Genomic DNA, 17328 nt, shown 5'->3' on the forward strand with positions numbered 1-17328 from the left:
ACAAAGTTGTACGAACCTTACCTGAAGAAAAAGAAAAAAACAACATTTGGAAGAAATATCGCGTATCAGGATTGATTCAAAAATCCAAGGAGGTTGCGAGTGACTACTCCCCCTCGTCGCTGCGGACTTCGCGAATGGCGTCGGCGTATGCCTTGAATACGGACTCGCGGTCGATGAGGCCGAGGATGGTGTTGGTGTCGTCCGGAGCGACCACGGGAATCTGGTCGTAGTCCGTGTCCACGAACTTGAGCAGGGCGGTGTAGAGGTCGTAGTCGGGCCGCAGGTAGGCGCGCTTGCCCGCGAGGTCGCGGACCACGAGCAGGTCGAAGAGGGTGCGCTCGAAGAGCACGCGCCGGGCGTTGGACAGCGAGAGCAGGCCGGTGAACTCGCCTGCCGTGTTGCGCACGGGAAAGACGAGCTGGTTGGTGTTGGCGATGATGTCCGTAAGCGCCTTGAGGGTCGTGCATTCCTCCAGCGTGACCACGAGTCGCGGCTTGTAGTGGGCCTCGACCTTGAGTTCCTCGAGGATGTTGATGGTCGCGTCCATGACGTGGGCCGGGGAATCGAACTTGTTGTCCACCTGGTTTTCGTAGAGCGAGAACTTGTGGCCGAGCACGATGCACAGGGCCGAGGCGAGCATCAGCGGGGCGAGCAGGCCGTAGCCCTGGGTCAGTTCCGTGACCATGATCAGCGGGCCGATGGGCGCGTTGGCCACGCCGGCGAAGAAGGCCGCCATGCCCACGAGCACGTACCCTCCGGGCTCCCGCGCGATCTGCGGGTAGTAGTGGTGGGCCGCCTGGCCCACGAGCCCGCCGGTCATGCCGCCGACGAACAGGGCCGGGGCGAACATGCCGCCGCTCATGCCGGAGCCGATGGTCACGGAGGTGGCGATGGTCTTGCCGATGAGGATGGCCAGCATCATGCCGATGGTCATCTGGCCCATGATAGCGCCTTCGAGCCAGCCGTACCCGCCGGAGAGGAGCTGCGGATAGTACATGCCCATCAGGCCCATGAGCAGGCCGCCCACGGTGGTGGCCCACATCAGGCCGACTTTTTCCTGGAGCTTGCGGAAGACGGAATACTTCACGAAATAAAAGGTCCGCACGTAGAGCCAGCCCGTGAGCGCGCAGGCCACGGCGAGAACGGCGTAGAAGATCAGTTCGCGGGCGTCGCGGAAACTGAAGTGCGGTATCCCGAAGATGGGCTCGGTGCCGTAGAAGAGCGTGAACAGGCTGTAGGCCACCACGGAGGAAAGCACCGCGGGCAGCACGGCTTCGGCTTCGAAGTCCTCGCGGTAGATGACCTCCACGGCGGTGAGCGCGCCGCCCAGCGGGGCGCGGAAGATGGCCCCCAGGCCTCCGGCCGCGCCGGCCAGCAGCAGAATGCGCCGCTCCTTGACCGTCAGCTTGAGACGCTGGGCCAGCCAGCAGCCGATGCCCGCGCAGATTTGCGAGATCGGTCCTTCCCGGCCCGCGCTGCCGCCCGACATGATCGTTCCCACGGAGGTCAGGCCCTTGATCATCCAGGCGCGGGGCTTGAGTATGCCGCCCTGGACGTGGAACGCCTTGATCATGGCGTCGGTGCCGTCCGTGCCGCTGTCCACGCTTTCCGGGATGTAGCGCGTGATCAGCCAGCCCGTGACCAGGGCCACGAGGGTGGTTGTCACGGGAATGACCCAGAGCCGGAGCGGACCGGCCTCGCCGTGGAAGATCTCCTCCCCGGCGGGAGCGGGCAGGGTCAGGCCCGCCAGCTTGTGCTGGATGACGAACTTGCCGAATTCCACCGCGCCGAAAAAGGCCACGGCCGCAAGGCCGGAGAAAACGCCGACGACCACGCCGAGCAGCAGCCAGCGCACCGAGCTGACATGACGATAGGTGCGCAGAAAATCACGCCAGGGCCGAAGCAGGGCAAAAAGCAAATTCACGCGTTGTTCTCCGCGGGATCTTCGGGCGCTTGGCCCCGGTTGTGCGCGCTGCCGGGGCAGGTGGCGGGAAGGGCGGGCTGGGCTTCGGGCGCGGAGAGAATCGCGCGGGCCAGATGTACGTCCTCGGCGATGCGGGCCTTGAGTTCGTCCAGGCCGGAGAATTTGCGCTCGTCGCGGAGGCGCTGCACGAAGTGCACGCGGATGCGGCGACCGTAGATGTCCCCTTTGAAATCGAGAATATGGGCTTCCACGGACACGGCGTCGTTGCCGAAGGTGGGATTGGTGCCGATGTTGGCCACGGCGGGCAGGAAATGGCCGTCCAGCTCCACCCAGATGGCGTAGACCCCGCGTTTGGGTACGAGCTCGTCCACGAGTTTCAGGTTGGCTGTGGGGAATCCCAGCAGCTTTCCGCCCCGGTCCATGCCGTGGACCACCTCTCCGGCGACCTGATAGAAGCGCGAGAGCAGGGGCCGCGCCTCCCAGACCTCGCCCGCCTGGACCAGGTCGCGGATGCGCGTGGAACTGACCACGGCCCCTTCGCAGGTCACGGGATCGAGCCGGAAGACGTCGAAGCCGTATTTCCTGCCCAGGGCGCTGAGCGTGGCGAAGTCGCCGCTGCGCCCCTTGCCCATGTGGTAGTCGTAGCCGATGACCAGCTCGCGCACGTTCAGGCCGTCCACGAGGTAGGTCTTGACGAACTCCTCGGGGCTGAGGGCGGCCAGTTCGCGGGTGAAGTGGATGACCAGGGTCGCGTTGGGGCCCTGGCTTTCGATGAGTTCGAGCTTCTGGTCCGTGAGGGTGATGAAGGGCGGGGTCTGCGCTCCGACGAGCACGCGCATGGGGTGCGGGTCGAACGTGACCACGACGCTGATCGCGCCTCGGGCTTTCGCCTTGGCGCAGGTCATGCCGATGAGCTTCTGGTGGCCGAGATGGACGCCGTCAAAGTTGCCGATGGTCACCACGGATTCGGCAACAGCGTCCCGGAGGTCATTAATGGATTTTGCGACGATCATCGCCCTGATTCCGTACCGGAAAGGTTGCAAAGGCGGATTGAGTACAACATTTCGGGATGGGCATCAACCCTTGGACCCGCTGCCCGTCTGATCCGGGCCGCGCCCGTGCATCAGGTCGTCGAGTTCCTTCAGTTCCGCCTTCTGGTCCGGCGTGCGCGCCTGGGAGGCGGCTTTGTCGTAGTGGAACCGGGCCTGCTTCTCGTCCCTGGCGTAGAACGCGGAGTACGCGAGATGCAGATGGGCGTGGAAGAGGTCGCCGGATTCGCCCAGCAGCCTGCCGAGGTGGTAATGCACTTCGGAATCCTTGGGCACCTGCTTGAGCACGCGTTCCATGCTGGAAATGGCCTGGGGATATTTCTTCTGCTCGCCGAGCAGGCGGGCGTTGTAGAACAGGGTCAGCGGGTCTTCCGGATTGCGGATCAGGGCCTGCTGGAGCAGGGTCGTGGCCTTCTCGAAATTGCCCTGCGAGAAGAAGAAGCCGCCTGCCTCCCGCAGAACCAGCGGGTCGCCGCCGCCGCAGGACAGGGCCTTGTCGAATGCCTGGGCCGCTTCGGCCTGCTTCTTGACCCGCGCCAGGACCATGCCCTCGGACATGTAGTCCAGGCAGCTGAATTCCGTGGGCTTCTTGCTGGAAAAATACGCCAGGCTGGAGGTCGAGTCGGAGAGATTGCCGCGCACGAGGGCCTGCACGCGCAGGAAACGGTCGTTGTCCGCACGCTGGGCCATGAGCTTGGCGGGCAGCTCCTTGACGCGGGTGTGCAGGTAGTCGATGCGCTCGCTGAGGGCGGGGTGCGTCGAGAGGTACGAGGGCAGGCTGCTGCTGGTGGCCGCGCCCCAGCGCTTGTCGAGCATGATCTTGAAGACTTCGGCCATGGCTGCGGGATTGTAGCCCGCATTCACGAGGTAGTTCATGCCCACGTGGTCGGCCTCGACCTCGTTGGCCTTGGTGTAGACGAGAAAGGCCGTGGCCGCGCCCGCCTGGGAGGTGACCATCAGGGCCTGGCCCAGTTCGCGGGAGTTGTCGCCCCCGCCCGAGCCGAGAAACGCGCCCGCGATGAGCCCGACGTAGGCACCGAGGCTGGCCAGCTCCATGTCCTCCATGCGCTTGGCGACATGCCGCTGCGATACGTGCGCCATTTCGTGGCAGAGCACGGCCGCAAGCTCGTCCTCGGTCTCGAGGTTGAGCAGAAGGCCCGTGAGCACGTACACGTAGCCGCCGGGCACGGCAAAGGCGTTCATGGAGCCGTTGCGGATCACGGTCGTGGTCACGCGGAAGGGCTGCGGCGGCATGGCCGCCACCACCCGCTCGACGACGCTCTTGACGTAGTCGTTGATCATGGGATCTTCGACCAGCGGCATCATCTTGGTGATTTTTTCGTGGAACTCGCGTCCCATCTCGGCTTCGTCCGAGATCGTGACCTCGGTAAAGAGCGCGAGGGCCGGAGTGGCCAGGGAGAGCCAGAGCAACAGGCCGGCGGTCGCCAGGGCGATGGATTTCACAGCGAAAGGCTCCGGGGTTTGGTTGAAGTCATTGATCAAGGTAGTTCTTCCGGCGGCGGGGGTCAATGCCGTCCGCGCCTGGCGTCGAACTCGGCGCGCAGCGTCGCGTCCCCTCTCTCCTTGATGCCAGGCGATCCGCATCGCGGCAGGCAAAAAAAAAGGGGGAACGCGCTGCGTCCCCCCGTGGTCTTTCTCGTGCGGGAAAGCTATTTGTTCATCATGTCCAGGAATTCGCGGTTGTTCTTGGTGCCCTTCATGCGATCCACGATGAACTCCATGGAGTCGATGGGGTTCATGGGCGCGAGGAGCTTGCGCAGAATCCAGACGCGGTTGAGCACGGCTTCGGGCAGAAGCAGCTCTTCCTTGCGGGTGCCGGAGCGGTTCAGGTCGATGGCCGGGAAGACGCGCTTTTCGGAAAGGTGGCGGTCCAGGTAGATGTCCAGGTTGCCGGTGCCCTTGAATTCTTCGAAGATGACTTCGTCCATGCGCGAGCCGGTGTCGATGAGCGCGGTGGCGATGATGGTCAGGCTGCCGCCTTCCTCGATGTTGCGTGCGGCGCCGAAGAAGCGCTTGGGCCGCTGCATGGCGTTGGCGTCCAGGCCGCCGGAGAGCACGCGGCCGGAAGAGGGGGTCACGGCGTTGTAGGCGCGGCCAAGACGGGTGATGGAGTCGAGCAGGATGACCACGTCGCGCTTGCGTTCAACGAGGCGCTTGGCCTTCTCGATGACCATTTCCGTGACCTGGACGTGGCGCTGCGGCGGTTCGTCGAAGGTGGAGCTGACCACCTCGGCATTGACCGTGCGTTCCATGTCCGTGACCTCTTCCGGGCGCTCGTCGATGAGCAGCACGATGAGGTAGACGTCCGGATTGTTGGCGTTGATCGAGTTGGCGATGGACTGGAGCATCATGGTTTTGCCCGTGCGGGGCGGGGCCACGATCAGGCCGCGCTGCCCCTTGCCGATGGGCGCGAGCAGGTCGATGATCCGGGAGGTGTAGTTGTCGCCTCCGTTTTCCATCTTCAGGATTTCGTTGGGATAAAGCGGGGTCAGGTTGTCGAAGAGAACGAGATTTTTGGAGTTTTCAGGCGGCTCCATGCCGATGTCGCTGACGCGAAGCAGGGCGAAGTAGCGCTCTCCCTCCTTGGGGGGCCGAATTTGTCCGGAGATGACGTCGCCCTTGCGCAGGCCGAATCGGCGGATCTGCGACGGGGAGATGTAGATGTCGTCCGGGCCCGGCATGTAGCTGTACATGGGGGAGCGCAGGAAGCCGAAGCCGTCCGGCAGAACCTCGAGAACCCCTTCGCCGAAGATCTGCCCGTTGCGCGCCGCGCATTGTTGCAGGATGCCGAAGATGAGCTCTTGCTTGCGCATGCCGGAGGGGTTTTCCACCTGAAAACTGATGGCTAGGTCCATCAGCTCCTGCATGCTCTTTTGCTTGAGGTCCGTGAGATTGATTTTTTCTGGTTGTGAGTTTTTGTCTCGGCCCATAACTTTGATGAGGTTAGAGGTTCGGGAGGCGTGGATTGTGCTTTGCGTGAGTCGTTCTTCTCGCGCCGGAGATCATGCTGAAATCGCGGGCACGAATATCTACAATCCCCTCGGAGGGGAGACATGCTGTGACGGAGTGCGCTTGCATGGAGCAATTATGGACGGTGTACGCTGCGGGCGCAGCGTTGTTCCGTTCGCTTTCCTGTACGTTGGCTGAGGGCTAGTTTATCGGTTGAACCCGGCAGGGTCGGGAACTTGATTGAAGCGTTTCCATCGGACTACCCGAAAGGAAGACTGTTGACAAGGCCCGCTAATTGGTTTTCTCGACATTTTCCGCGTCCACGAGCACATCGGCGAACATCTCCTCGATCTCCACGCGGACCTCTTCCTGGTCGCGGCTGAGGGCGAAGGCCAGCTCCATGGAAACGAGGCTCATGGCCTGCTCCAGGAGGCGTCTTTCGCCGAAGGAGAGTTCCTTGTCGTTGCCGATGAGGAAGAGTTCCTTGAGCACGTAGGCCACGTCTCCGAGATCGCCGGACTTGAGCTTCTCGGAATATTCCCTGTAGCGCCGGTTCCAGTTCTGCCCGGTGTACCCGGTGAAGTCGGAGCGGTCCTTGAGGGACTCGAAGATGCTTCGTCCGGTCTGGATGTCGCAGACCGAGCGCAGGCCAACGTTCTTGGCGTTGGTCACGGGAACCATGAGCGTGACGTTGTTGCTCAGGATGCGGACGATGTAGAACTCGGCGGTAGCGCCGCCGATTTCCTGGCTTTCGATCCGCTCCACCCTGCCCACGCCCTGGGAAGGGTAGACGACCAGTTCGTTGATATGGAACACGAGATTTCGACTCCTTGGAACCGTGCAGAAACGTGGCGACAGCTTTTATGATACGCTAAAATGGACGGGGAGTCCATGCCCGGCGGACCGTTGAATTCGCCGATACGGGAGCGGCGTCGGAGTCCGCGGACGAGGAGGGGAGGCCGTTCAGGCGTCCTCGCCCGGAGTCGGTTCTTGCGATGATCGCTCGGCCTGCTCGGGCAGCGGCAGGGAGTGCAGGTGCTGGACGGCGAAGCGCGCTCCCTTGCGGGCGTAGAGGTCAAGACCCTTGACGGCTGCCTCGGTCATGGCGGCGACGAGTTTCATGTCGCTTTCCGGGAAGTTCTCCAGCACCCAGTCGCGCACCTCCCAGGATGCGGCAGGCCGCCCGACTCCGAGGCGCATGCGCCAGAAGTTCGCCGCGCCCAGATGCTCGACGATGGATTCCAGGCCGCGATGTCCGTTGGTGCTGCCGCCCTGGCGGAACTTGATCCTGCCCAGGGGCAGGTCCAGCTCGTCGTGCAGCACCACCACCCGTTCCGGCGGCAGGGCGTGCTGTCCCGCGACCTTGCTCACGGCCTTGCCGCTGAGGTTCATGTAGGTCATGGGCTTGAGCAGCAGGTGGGGCGCGCCGGCCAGATGCAGGGACCAGAGGTGCAGGTCCGGGGTTTCCGCGAGCTTTTCCAGGCGCATGCTCTTGCGCTGCGCGCCGAGTTCCAGCAGCTTGTCTGCAACGAAAAAGCCGAAATTATGCCGTGTGGCGGCATATTCGGGACCGGGATTGCCCAGGCAGGCGATCAGGGCCTTATATTCCATGCCGGGTATCTCCGTTGCGTACGCGATGGGCAAGGCAAAAGGCCCCGGACGGTTCTTTCCGTCCGGGGCCGGCAAATCCGGGGGCGGAAAAGGCTGCTATTCAGCTTCCTCTTCGTCTTCTTCGTCCTCGCCGTCGGAGATGGGCACCACGCCCAGAACGGCGAAGTTCTCATCGAACACGGCGGAGACGCCTTCGGGCAGCTGAATCTCTTCGACATAGACGTGGTCGTTGACGTCCATCTCGGTGATGTCGATTTCAATGTGCTCGGGAATGTCGAGCGGCTTGCAGATGACCTCGATGTGGTCGCGGAACATCTCCAGCTTGCCGCCGAGCTTGAGGCCCTTGGCGGTGCCCACGGTGGTCACGTTGACGTTGACCTTGATGTCCTTGTCCAGGTCCACGCCGAAGAAGTCCACGTGGGTCAGCACGGGGCGGACGGGGTCGTGCTTGAGGCGCCAGATCAGGGCGGGCAGGGTTTCGGCCTTGCCGCCGCGGTCGATGATCAGGTGGAAGACCTGGGCGCCGCCGACCTTCTCGTAGACCTTGCGCAGGGGCACTTCGGCGACCTGAACCATGATGTTGGCGCCGTGCTGATCGTAGTACACGCCGGGGACGATGCCCTGCATGCGCAGACGGCGGTTCGGGCCTTTGCCCGTGGCGGTGCGCTCGTTGACGGTCAGCTTGAGAATGTCTTTAGCCATGAGTTTGCTCCTTGTTTGCCCTGGCCGCCACCCATTGACGGACGGGCGTGTGTTAGACGAAAAGCACGCTTACCGAGCTTTCCGTATGGATGTTGTTGATGGCCTTGGCCAGCAGGCTGGCCACGGAGAGAACTTCGATCTTGGAACAGGCCTTGGCCTCGGCGCGCAGCGGAATCGTGTCGGTGACGAGCACCTTGGTGAACACGGATTCCTCGATGCGCTGGATGGCCGGGCCGGAAAGCACGGGGTGCGTGGCGCAGGCCACGACCTGCTTGGCTCCGTGGTCCATGAGCACGTTGGCTCCGGCGCACATGGTTCCGGCGGTGTCGATCATGTCGTCGATGATGATGGCGACCTTGTCCTTGACGTCGCCGATGACGTGCATGGCCTGGGCCTGGTTGGGCTTGTCGCGGCGCTTGTCGATGATGGCCAGCCCCGCGCCGAGATGCTTGGCGAAGGCGCGGGCGCGTTCCACGCCGCCGGCGTCCGGGGAAATGATCACGGGCTCGTCGTCGATCTTCTTGAGATAGTCGAGGAGCACGGGCGCGGCGTAGAGGTTGTCCACCGGGCAGTTGAAGAAGCCCTGGATCTGCCCGGCGTGCAGGTCGATGGTCACGATGCGGTTCATGCCCGCCGTGGTGAGGAAGTCGGCCACGAGCTTCGCGCTGATGGGCGCGCGCGGCGCGACCTTGCGGTCCTGCCGGGCGTAGCCGTAGTAGGGCACCACCGCGGTGACGCGGTTGGCGCTGGCGCGCTTGAGCGCATCGAGGATGATGCACAGCTCCATGAGGTGAAAGTTCACCGGCGTGCAGGTCGGCTGGATGACGAAGACGTCGTCGCCGCGCACGTTGTCGCCGATTTCGATGCGGATCTCCCCGTCGCTGAACTGCTCGCGCAGCATCGGGCAGAGACGGGTTCCGAGATGTTCGCAAATGTCTTCGGCCAGCTTGCTGTTGGCCGAACCGGAAATGATCTTCAATTCACCCTGCATCGGGGACATGGCATCAACCCCTGGATAGGTTATGGCTGGGGTGGTAGGACTCGAACCCACGGATGACGGGACCAAAACCCGTTGCCTTACCAGCTTGGCTACACCCCAGGATCAGTACGTATGGATATAGAACGGAATACCTTCCGCTTCAAGGAGAGACGCCGAATCGTCAACAGTTCCCCGCTGGCGGTAGAGGGCGAAAATCCCGGCTCCGCTTCCGCTCATGGCCGCACCCGCAGCGCCTGCGGCCAGCAGACTTTCCTTGATCTGCCGAAGCTGCGGAAATGCACGGAAGACGATGTCTTCAAAGTCGTTGTGCAAGACCGGACCAGATTCGGAACCCGGACTTTTATTATCCAAATACGGGGTTGTCAAGGCTTGCGGGGCGGGGTTTCGCCGATCCCATTCCGCATAGGCCCAGGCCGTGTTCACGTGGACGGGCGGACAGGCCAGAAGCAGCGTGAATCCGGATAGATCCACGTCCGCGGGGGTGAGCCGCTCGCCGATGCCAGCGGCCCTGGCCGCGGGGGCGTCGATGAGGAAGAAGGGCACGTCCGCGCCGAGGGAGGCGCCCAGTTCGATCAGTGCCTCGCGGCCGAGCGCGCGGCTTCCCGCAAGGGAGTTCAGGTGGCGGAGCATGGCGCCCGCGTCGGAACTGCCGCCGCCCAGGCCCATGCCTTGGGGAATGCGCTTTTCCACGGCCACGTGCAGGCCGGGGCGGAAGCCCGTGGACTGGGCGTAGGCGTCCCAGGCCTTTCGGATGATGTTCTTCTCCGGAGCGAGGCCGGGGATGTCGCAGTCCAGAACCAGCCCGGCCTTCTCGTCCAGGGGGGAGACGGAGAGGATGTCGGCTGGGGCGTGCAGTTTCAGGAAAAGGGTGTCCAGCTCATGGAAGCCGTCGGCTCGGACGCCCTCGATGTGCAGGTTCAGATTGATCTTGGCCGGGGCCGTGAGCCGGGTCGGAAGGAGCATGTCGCTTTCGTTGGCTGCGGTTCATGAAAACGGGGGGCCTTGCGGCCCCCCGTGCTGGTCGGTCTATTCGCTCGCCACCGGGACGGTGACGAAGAAGTTGCGGGTTCCGCGCCGCACGAGCAGCAGGGCCGGACGGTTGCCGGAAGACTCCACGGCCTTGAGGAATTCGTCCACGCTGTTCACGGGGGTCTGGTTGACCTCGAGGATCACGTCGCCGCGGGAAAGGCCCTGGGTCGCCGCCGGGGAACCGGGCTGCACGTTGGTCACGAGCAGGCCGCGCGTCTTCTCCATGCCGAGCTGCTTGGCCTCGGCTTCCTGAAGGGGACGCAGGAACACGCCGAGCTTGGTTGCGGGCTCGACCTGGGATTCGGGCTGGCCGTTCTGGGCCTTGGCCATGTTGTCCGCGCGCTCTTCCAGGGTCACGGTCACGGTCTTGGACTCGCCCTTGCGCAGCAGGCCCACCTCGGTCTTGTCGCCGGGCAGCATGCCCGCGATGACGCGCGCGAGCGCATGCATGTCGGCCACGTCGTGCCCGTCCACGGAAACGATCACGTCGCCGGGCTTGATGCCGGCCTTGTCCGCGGGGTTGCCCGCGAAGACATCGGCCACGAGCACTCCCTTGGCCTCGTCGAGACCGAGCGCCTTGGCCATGTCGTCGTCCACGTCCTGCATCTGGATGCCGAGCCAGCCGCGGTGCACGGTTTCACCCTTCTTGAGCTGGGCGATGACCTTCTGGGCCATGTTGCTCGGAATGGCGAAGCCCAGGCCCTGGCCGGAGGGGATGATGGCGGAGTTGATGCCCACGACCCTGCCGCTGGTGTCCAGCAGCGGACCGCCGGAGTTGCCGGGGTTGATGCTGGCGTCGGTCTGCAGGAAGTTGTCGAAGGGGCCGGCGCCGATGACGCGGCCCGTGGCCGAGATGATGCCCGCGGTCACGGTGTTGCTCAGGCCGAAGGGGTTGCCGATGGCCAGGGCCCACTGGCCCACGCGGACCTTGTCCGAGTCGGCGAATTCAAGCGTGGGCAGATCCTTGGCCTCGATCTTGACCAGGGCGATGTCCGTTTCCGGGTCCGCGCCCACGACCTTGGCGTCGTATTCCTTGCCGCTTTGCAGCTTCACCGAGATGGTGTCCGCGCCTTCGACCACGTGGTTGTTGGTCACGATGAAGCCGTCGGTGCTGATGATGAAGCCGGAGCCGAGGGAGCTCTGCTCGCGCGGCTGCTGCCGGAAGGGGGCGGGCATGCGCGGGTCGTTGAAGAATTGCTCGAAGAACTCGTCCAGGGGGGTGCGCTGGCCCTGTGGGCCGAAGCGGAAGGCTTGTCCTCCCTGCACGGTTTTGGTGATGGAGACGTTGACCACCGCCTTTCCGGCCTTTTCGGCCAGGTTGGCGAAGTCGGGCAGGGCGGCCTGCGAGCCGGCCTCGGACAGGAAGGGGAAGCCTGCCTGGGCCTGCATCGGGACAGCCAATGCCAGGAAAAGGACGAGGATCGAAAATGACTTTTTGAATGAAAACATGGGATCTCCTTCGTTTCCGCGTACGTGGGGATGACGAAGCGTGGCGGGAACAAAGAGGAGTATAAAACGTTTCCGAGGGATGTAAATAGGAAGGGCCGGAAAAATCCCTTCCGCGCGGGGGGGGCGGCGGGCCGGGCAGCCGCGCGGGCGGCGGCTTGCGGGCCGATCGGCAGGATTTTCCTTGAACCTCGCGCGCGAATGACGTACGTTGCACGTCCCGCAATCGCGGAGCCCCCGTAGCTCAGATGGATAGAGCGACCGCCTCCTAAGCGGTAGGCCGTGCGTTCGAATCGCGCCGGGGGCACCATCCGGAAAGAAAGAGGCCTGCAAGGAAACTTGCAGGCCTCTCTTTTTTGTCCGGGGAGAATGGCGGATACGACAAGGGCCCGCACACCATGTGCGGGCCCGGTCCGTGTCCGGGCGTCGTTCACTCGCCCGCGTCAGGAGGAGTCGATGTTCGAAGTCCGTTGCGCGGTATTTCTCCCATCTTCCTGAACTATTTTGTAAATCTTATTCCAGGTTCTCCCAGTCCAGCACGACCTTGCCGCTCTGGCCGGAGCGCATGACCTCGAAGCCCTCGGCGAAGCGCGAGGCCGGGAAGCGGTGGGTGATGGCCTCGCTCACGTCGAGTCCGCTCTGGAGCATGGTGGCCATCTTGTACCAGGTCTCGAACATCTCGCGGCCGTAGATGCCCTTGAGCTTGAGGCCCTTGAAGACCACCTGGTTCCAGTCGATGGCCGTCTCCTCGGGCAGGATGCCGAGCAGGGCGACCTTGCCGCCGTAGTTCATGCCCGCGAGCATCTGGCGGAAAGCCGAAGGATTGCCGGACATTTCCAGGCCCACGTCGAAGCCCTCGACCATGCCCAGTTCGGCCATGACCTGCTTGAGGTTCTCGCGGGTGACGTTCACGGCGCGTGTCGCGCCCAGGCGCTGGGCCAGTCCGAGGCGGTAGTCGTTCACGTCGGTGATGACCACGTGGCGCGCGCCCGCGTAGCGGGCGATGGCCGCGGCCATCATGCCGATGGGGCCGGCTCCGGTGATGAGCACGTCCTCGCCCACGAGGTCGAAGGAGAGGGCCGTGTGCGTGGCGTTGCCCAGGGGGTCGAGAATCGCGCCGAGCTCGTCGGTGACGGCCGAAGGCAGCTTGAAGACGTTGGAGGCCGGAACGCTGACGTACTCGGCGAAGCAGCCGGGACGGTTCACGCCCACGCCCACGGTGTTGCGGCAGAGGTGGCGCTTGCCCGCGCGGCAGTTGCGGCAGTGTCCGCAGGTGACGTGGCCCTCGGCGGAAACGCGGTCGCCTTTGTTCAGTCCGCGCACCTCGCCGCCCACGCTCACGATTTCGCCGGAAAACTCGTGGCCCACGGCCATGGGCACGGGAATGGTCTGCTGCGCCCACTTGTCCCAGTTGAAGATGTGCACGTCCGTGCCGCAGATGGCGGTCTTGCGGACCTTGATGAGCACGTCGTTGTGCCCGCATTCGGGCACGGGAATCTCTTCCAGCCAGATGCCGGGCTCGGGCCGGCTCTTGACCAGGGCTTTCATGGTCGCGGGGAGGGAAATGTTCTCGCTCACGTTTGGTCTTCCTTGGGTTGCGCTGCGAATCAGCCGATGACGCCCATATCCCGGCCGACCTTGACGAAGGCGGCCACGGCCGTGCGGACCTGCTCCAGGCTGTGTCCGGCGCTCATCTGCGTGCGGATGCGGGCCTTGCCCTGCGGCACCACCGGGAAGCTGAAGCCGATGACGTAGACGCCTTCGTCCAGCAGCCGGGCGGCCATTTCCTGGGCCACGCGCGCGTCGCCGAGCATGACCGGAATGATCGGGTGCTCGCCGGGCACGAGATCGAACCCGGCTTCGGTCATGCCCGCGCGGAACGCGGCGCTGTTTTCGCGCAGCCGTTCGCGCAGGTCCGCCAGTCCCTCGATCATGTCCAGAGCCTCGATGGAGGCCGCCGCGATGGACGGGCAGAGCGTGTTGGAAAACAGATAGGGTCGGGAGCGCTGGCGCAGCCATTCGACGATTTCCCCGCGGCCCGAAGTGTAGCCGCCGGAAGCGCCGCCCAGGGCCTTGCCCAGGGTGCCGGTGAGGATGTCCACGCGGCCCATGACCCCGCAGTGCTCGTGGCTGCCCTTGCCGTTTTCGCCCAGAAAGCCCGTGGCGTGGGAATCGTCCACCATGGTCAGAGCGCCGTACTTCTCGGCCAGGTCGCAGATGCTTTTCAGGTCGGCCACGATGCCGTCCATGGAGAACACGCCGTCCGTGACGATGAGCTTGTGGCGGCAGTCCGAGGCGGCCTGGAGCTGGGCTTCCAGGTCGGCCATGTCGTTGTTGGCGTAGCGCAGACGCCGGGCCTTGCAGAGCCGGACGCCGTCGATGATGGAGGCGTGGTTGAGCGCGTCGGAGATGACCGCGTCCTCGGGGCCGAGCAGCGTCTCGAAGAGGCCGCCGTTGGCGTCGAAGCAGGAGCCGTAGAGGATGGTGTCCTCGGTGCCGAGGAATTCGGTGAGCCGCTCTTCCAGGCGCTTGTGCACGGCCTGGGTGCCGCAGATGAAGCGCACCGAGGCCATGCCGTAGCCGCAGTCGTCCAGGGCGGCCTTGGCCGCGCTCACGAGACGCGGATGGTTGGCCAGGCCGAGATAATTGTTGGCGCAAAAGTTGAGAACCCGCGTGCCGTCGGCAAGGGCGATGCTCGCCTGCTGGGGCGAATGGATGACCCTTTCGGCCTTGTAGTGGCCGGTTTCCCGCAATTCACGCGTCTGATCCGCCAACATGGCGAGCAAAGGATGCTGCATCGTAATTTCTCCTGGACAGGCATTGTGCTCGATCGAGAGGGAAACCGACATTATTTTTCTTGTCAAGAAAAAAAACTATGGATAAATTGCTCGTATCGCATCCAAGATGGGGCGGAAACAGACGCGGCGCGTTTGCGGGAGAATGATCTTCGGCGCGTACGCGTTCGAGGGAGCAAAATGGAAAAACCGCTGAACCTGGATCATATCGACAGGGCGATCATCGAGGAATTGCAGCGCGACGGCCGCGCCTCCTACAAGAGCATCGCCCGCAAGCTCGGCGTGTCGGACGGCACGGTCCGCCTGCGCACCGAGCGGATGATGGAATGCGGCTACCTGCGCATCTCCGCGTCGGTGAACCCGCTCTACTTCGAAAACACGCTCACCGCGGTCATCGGCATCAACCTGGAAAAGAAGGTGGACCGCGACATCATGGACCGCGTGTCCCGGTGCAGCGGCGTGCAGTCCGTGATTAACGTCACGGGCCGCTACGATCTCATGGTCGAGCTGTCCGTGTCCTCGCGCTCCAACCTCAAGCGCTTTCTCGTGGACGACCTTCAAGCCCTGGGCGGGGTGGTTTCCACCGAAACCTATCTCTACCTCGAAGCGATCAACAAGTGGGTGGAGCACAGGGAGCGGACCGGGGACTGATCCGGTTTCGGCCTTTCCGTCCGCTTCGTTCGGCTTGCGCCCCGTTTCGATCAAGGATTTCGACCGTCTTTGCTCCGGCGCGATCGCGTCGGAAGCGAACCGCTCTGCCCGGCCCGTTTCAGGGCGGCGACGGAGCTTTACGCAGGCCCGGCTCCGGGCTACACCAGACCATGCACTACACCAAGACCTGCTGTACACGGCACTGCGGCAACGGCTGCGCCCTGCTGGCGGCCTACGACGGCCAGCGCCTGCACGTCAAGGGCGACCCCGACCATCCGGCCACGCGCGGCCTGGTCTGCGGCAAGACCGCGCGCTTCGGCGAGCGCCTGCACGCGGCGGACAGGATCACCCGGCCCCTGCTGCGCGAGGGCGGGAACCTGCGGGAAATCTCCTGGGATGCGGCCCTGGATCTCGCCGCGCAGCGCATCCAGGCGTTGCGGGCCGTTCCCGAACGCATGCTGCACGTGTTCTACGTGGCTTCCTACGGCGTGCTCTTCCGCGCGTCCTCCTATCTTTTCGGGCGGCTCGGAGCGGCGGCCACTTCGGGGGATTATTGCCTGGATGCGGGCATCGAGGCTCAAATCCTGGATTTCGGGGTGCTCACCGAGCCGGAACTGGACGATCTGGCCTTGTCCCGGCGCATCGTCAACTGGGGGCGCAATCTCGATGCCGAGGGCATGTTCGCGGGGCGCTGCGTGCGGGAGGCCCGCAGGCGCGGCGCCTCCGTGCTGGCCGTCACCCCCGGCGACCCCGGCTACGAGTCCTTTGCCGACCGCATCGTGACCATCCGGCCGGGCATGGACCGCTTCCTGGCTCTGGCCGTGCTGCGCATCCTGGAACGGCGCGGCGCGCTTTCGCAGGACGCGCTCCGGGCCGTTTCCGGGTTCGGCTGCTTTCAGAAGGTGCTGCACGCCCATTCCCAGGAGGAGCTGCTCGCGGCCTGCGGCGTGGCCGCGGCGGACGCGCAAGCCCTGGCCGAGGCGTATGCCGACGGCCCCTGCGCGTCGATTCTGGGCCGGGGGGCGCAGCGCTATCGCTTCGGCGGGGAGAACGTGCGCTTCATAGACGCCCTGGCCCTGCTTTCCGGGAACATGGGCCTGCCCGGCGGCGGGACGTATTTCAGCTCCGGCGACCGGGGGCACATCGATTATTCCTGGTTCAAGCGGCCCGAAGCGCCGCCTCGCACGCTGCCCGTGCACGACCTGGGCCGGGCTCTGGAAAGGGCGGAAGCTCAGGGCGAACCCGTGGAGCTGGTCTGGATCGAGGGCACCAACGCCGTCAGCCAGGCGCCGGATAGCGCGCGGCTCGCCGGGGCGCTGCGAAAACCCTTTGTCGTGGCGGTGGAGGCGTTCATGAACGACACCGCGGAAATCGCGGACCTGATCCTGCCTCCCGCGCTGATGCTGGAATGGGAGGACGTGACGCGCTGCTCTTCCCATGGCTGGGTGCATCATTCCGCCAAGGTGCTCGAGCCGCCGGAGGGCTGCCTTTCCAATTTCGAAATATCCCGGCAGGTGGCCCGGCGTCTGACCCCGCCCCTGGAATTTCCGACTGCCGAGGAGGTCATGGAAGGCGCTCTGGACGCGCCCAACCTGAAGACCTCCTTGGCGGAGCTGCGCGAACGGACCTGGCTTCCCTCGCCGCCGAGGCCGACGCCCTTTGCGGGCCTGCGTTTCGGCCATGCGGACGGCAAGGCCCGGCTGCCCGAAACCCTGCATGACGAGCCCGCGCCTCCGACGGGATATCCCCTGCGGCTCCTGACCCTCGTGAACAAGGCGCACCTGCTGTCGCAGATACCGGAGTCCGTGCAGCGCGAGCGCCCCTGCCTGGTGCGCATATCCCCGGACAGCCCTTCCCTGTCCGGGCTGGACATGGATCGGCCCGTGCGGCTGGTCACGGAGCAGGGGAGCCTGCCCGTGCAGTTGGAGCTGCTGCCGGGCCTGCACCCGGAGGCGGTTCTGGCCGAGCGCGGCGGCTGGATGAAATGCGGACGGGGAATCAACGCGCTGATCGGGCCGCACGAAGCCGACCTCGCCGGGCAGTGCGCGTATTATGCGCAGTTCTGCCGCCTGGAGAATTCTCCGGGCTAGCGCCGCCATCCGCAAACGGGAAAACCGCCCCGCACATCTCGTCGTGTGCGGGGCGGTTTCG

At 64.6% G+C, this 17328-nt stretch carries 14 protein-coding genes and 2 tRNA genes; 3 read left to right on the forward strand and 13 right to left on the reverse strand.

The window, feature by feature from the left end:
* Positions 1–103 precede the first annotated feature (103 nt).
* From G452_RS0101910 to G452_RS0101960, 11 genes are all read right to left on the reverse strand, one after another.
* Positions 104–1924, reverse strand: coding sequence for a chloride channel protein (locus G452_RS0101910; RefSeq protein ID WP_022660569.1), 1821 nt, complete (start codon positions 1922–1924; stop codon positions 104–106).
* Entirely contained in the window at positions 1921–2937 is a 1017-nt protein-coding gene (locus tag G452_RS17665) for a bifunctional riboflavin kinase/FAD synthetase (protein WP_022660570.1), read from the reverse strand. Before G452_RS17665 ends, G452_RS0101910 begins: the two co-directional genes overlap by 4 nt.
* Positions 2938–3000: 63 nt before the next feature.
* On the reverse strand, positions 3001–4437 hold the full coding sequence (locus G452_RS0101920) for a M48 family metallopeptidase (protein WP_162141263.1): 1437 nt from the start codon (positions 4435–4437) through the stop codon (positions 3001–3003).
* Positions 4438–4643: 206 nt separating this feature from the next.
* The gene (gene rho, locus G452_RS0101925) at positions 4644–5924 is read right to left on the reverse strand and encodes a transcription termination factor Rho (RefSeq protein WP_022660572.1); all 1281 of its coding nucleotides are present in this window, start codon (positions 5922–5924) and stop codon (positions 4644–4646) included.
* Positions 5925–6234: 310 nt separating this feature from the next.
* The gene (locus G452_RS0101930) at positions 6235–6759 is read right to left on the reverse strand and encodes a CarD family transcriptional regulator (RefSeq protein ID WP_022660573.1); all 525 of its coding nucleotides are present in this window, start codon (positions 6757–6759) and stop codon (positions 6235–6237) included.
* Between the two features lie 147 nt (positions 6760–6906).
* A complete protein-coding gene (gene pth, locus G452_RS0101935) occupies positions 6907–7554 on the reverse strand; it encodes an aminoacyl-tRNA hydrolase (RefSeq protein ID WP_022660574.1) in 648 nt (215 codons plus the stop codon).
* A 96-nt stretch (positions 7555–7650) separates the two neighbouring features.
* On the reverse strand, positions 7651–8256 hold the full coding sequence (locus G452_RS0101940; RefSeq protein WP_022660575.1) for a 50S ribosomal protein L25: 606 nt from the start codon (positions 8254–8256) through the stop codon (positions 7651–7653).
* Positions 8257–8308: 52 nt separating this feature from the next.
* On the reverse strand, positions 8309–9247 hold the full coding sequence (locus tag G452_RS0101945; RefSeq protein WP_027188935.1) for a ribose-phosphate diphosphokinase: 939 nt from the start codon (positions 9245–9247) through the stop codon (positions 8309–8311).
* 32 nt (positions 9248–9279) lie between these two features.
* Positions 9280–9355 (reverse strand) — tRNA-Gln (locus tag G452_RS0101950).
* A 3-nt stretch (positions 9356–9358) separates the two neighbouring features.
* Positions 9359–10219, reverse strand: a complete 861-nt coding sequence (ispE, locus tag G452_RS0101955) for a 4-(cytidine 5'-diphospho)-2-C-methyl-D-erythritol kinase (protein WP_022660577.1) — start codon at positions 10217–10219, stop codon at positions 9359–9361.
* Positions 10220–10282: 63 nt separating this feature from the next.
* Positions 10283–11734 carry a DegQ family serine endoprotease gene (locus tag G452_RS0101960; protein WP_022660578.1) on the reverse strand — a complete coding sequence of 484 codons (1452 nt, stop codon included), beginning with the start codon at positions 11732–11734 and terminating at the stop codon, positions 10283–10285.
* 230 nt (positions 11735–11964) lie between these two features.
* Between G452_RS0101960 and G452_RS0101965 the strand changes: the two genes are divergently transcribed.
* Positions 11965–12041 (forward strand) — tRNA-Arg (locus G452_RS0101965).
* Positions 12042–12244: 203 nt separating this feature from the next.
* Here the strand turns inward: G452_RS0101965 and tdh are convergent.
* Entirely contained in the window at positions 12245–13309 is a 1065-nt protein-coding gene (gene tdh / locus G452_RS0101970; protein ID WP_022660579.1) for an L-threonine 3-dehydrogenase, read from the reverse strand.
* Positions 13310–13338: 29 nt separating this feature from the next.
* Positions 13339–14529: a glycine C-acetyltransferase gene (locus G452_RS0101975; protein ID WP_022660580.1), complete on the reverse strand. Its 1191-nt coding sequence runs from the start codon at positions 14527–14529 to the stop codon at positions 13339–13341.
* A gap of 177 nt (positions 14530–14706) precedes the next feature.
* Between G452_RS0101975 and G452_RS0101980 the strand changes: the two genes are divergently transcribed.
* Complete coding sequence (locus G452_RS0101980) at positions 14707–15177, forward strand: Lrp/AsnC family transcriptional regulator (RefSeq protein ID WP_022660581.1); 471 nt, start codon at positions 14707–14709, stop codon at positions 15175–15177.
* 170 nt (positions 15178–15347) lie between these two features.
* Entirely contained in the window at positions 15348–17267 is a 1920-nt protein-coding gene (locus tag G452_RS0101985) for a molybdopterin-dependent oxidoreductase (RefSeq protein ID WP_022660582.1), read from the forward strand.
* Positions 17268–17328: the final 61 nt, after the last annotated feature.

The organism is Paucidesulfovibrio longus DSM 6739, from assembly GCF_000420485.1.
Taxonomy (GTDB): Bacteria; Desulfobacterota; Desulfovibrionia; order Desulfovibrionales; family Desulfovibrionaceae; genus Paucidesulfovibrio; species Paucidesulfovibrio longus.

Bases quoted from the DNA above. Each gene is read 5' to 3' on its own strand.
- G452_RS17665 (WP_022660570.1), bottom strand. From the start codon at position 2,937: ATGATCGTCGCAAAATCCATTAATGACCTCCGGGACGCTGTTGCCGAA.
- rho (WP_022660572.1), bottom strand. From the start codon at position 5,924: ATGGGCCGAGACAAAAACTCACAACCAGAAAAAATCAATCTCACGGAC.
- pth (WP_022660574.1), bottom strand. From the start codon at position 7,554: ATGGAATATAAGGCCCTGATCGCCTGCCTGGGCAATCCCGGTCCCGAA.
- G452_RS0101940 (WP_022660575.1), bottom strand. From the start codon at position 8,256: ATGGCTAAAGACATTCTCAAGCTGACCGTCAACGAGCGCACCGCCACG.
- G452_RS0101945 (WP_027188935.1), bottom strand. From the start codon at position 9,247: ATGCAGGGTGAATTGAAGATCATTTCCGGTTCGGCCAACAGCAAGCTG.
- ispE (WP_022660577.1), bottom strand. From the start codon at position 10,219: ATGCTCCTTCCGACCCGGCTCACGGCCCCGGCCAAGATCAATCTGAAC.
- G452_RS0101960 (WP_022660578.1), bottom strand. From the start codon at position 11,734: ATGTTTTCATTCAAAAAGTCATTTTCGATCCTCGTCCTTTTCCTGGCA.
- G452_RS0101975 (WP_022660580.1), bottom strand. From the start codon at position 14,529: ATGCAGCATCCTTTGCTCGCCATGTTGGCGGATCAGACGCGTGAATTG.
- G452_RS0101980 (WP_022660581.1), top strand. From the start codon at position 14,707: ATGGAAAAACCGCTGAACCTGGATCATATCGACAGGGCGATCATCGAG.
- G452_RS0101985 (WP_022660582.1), top strand. From the start codon at position 15,348: ATGCACTACACCAAGACCTGCTGTACACGGCACTGCGGCAACGGCTGC.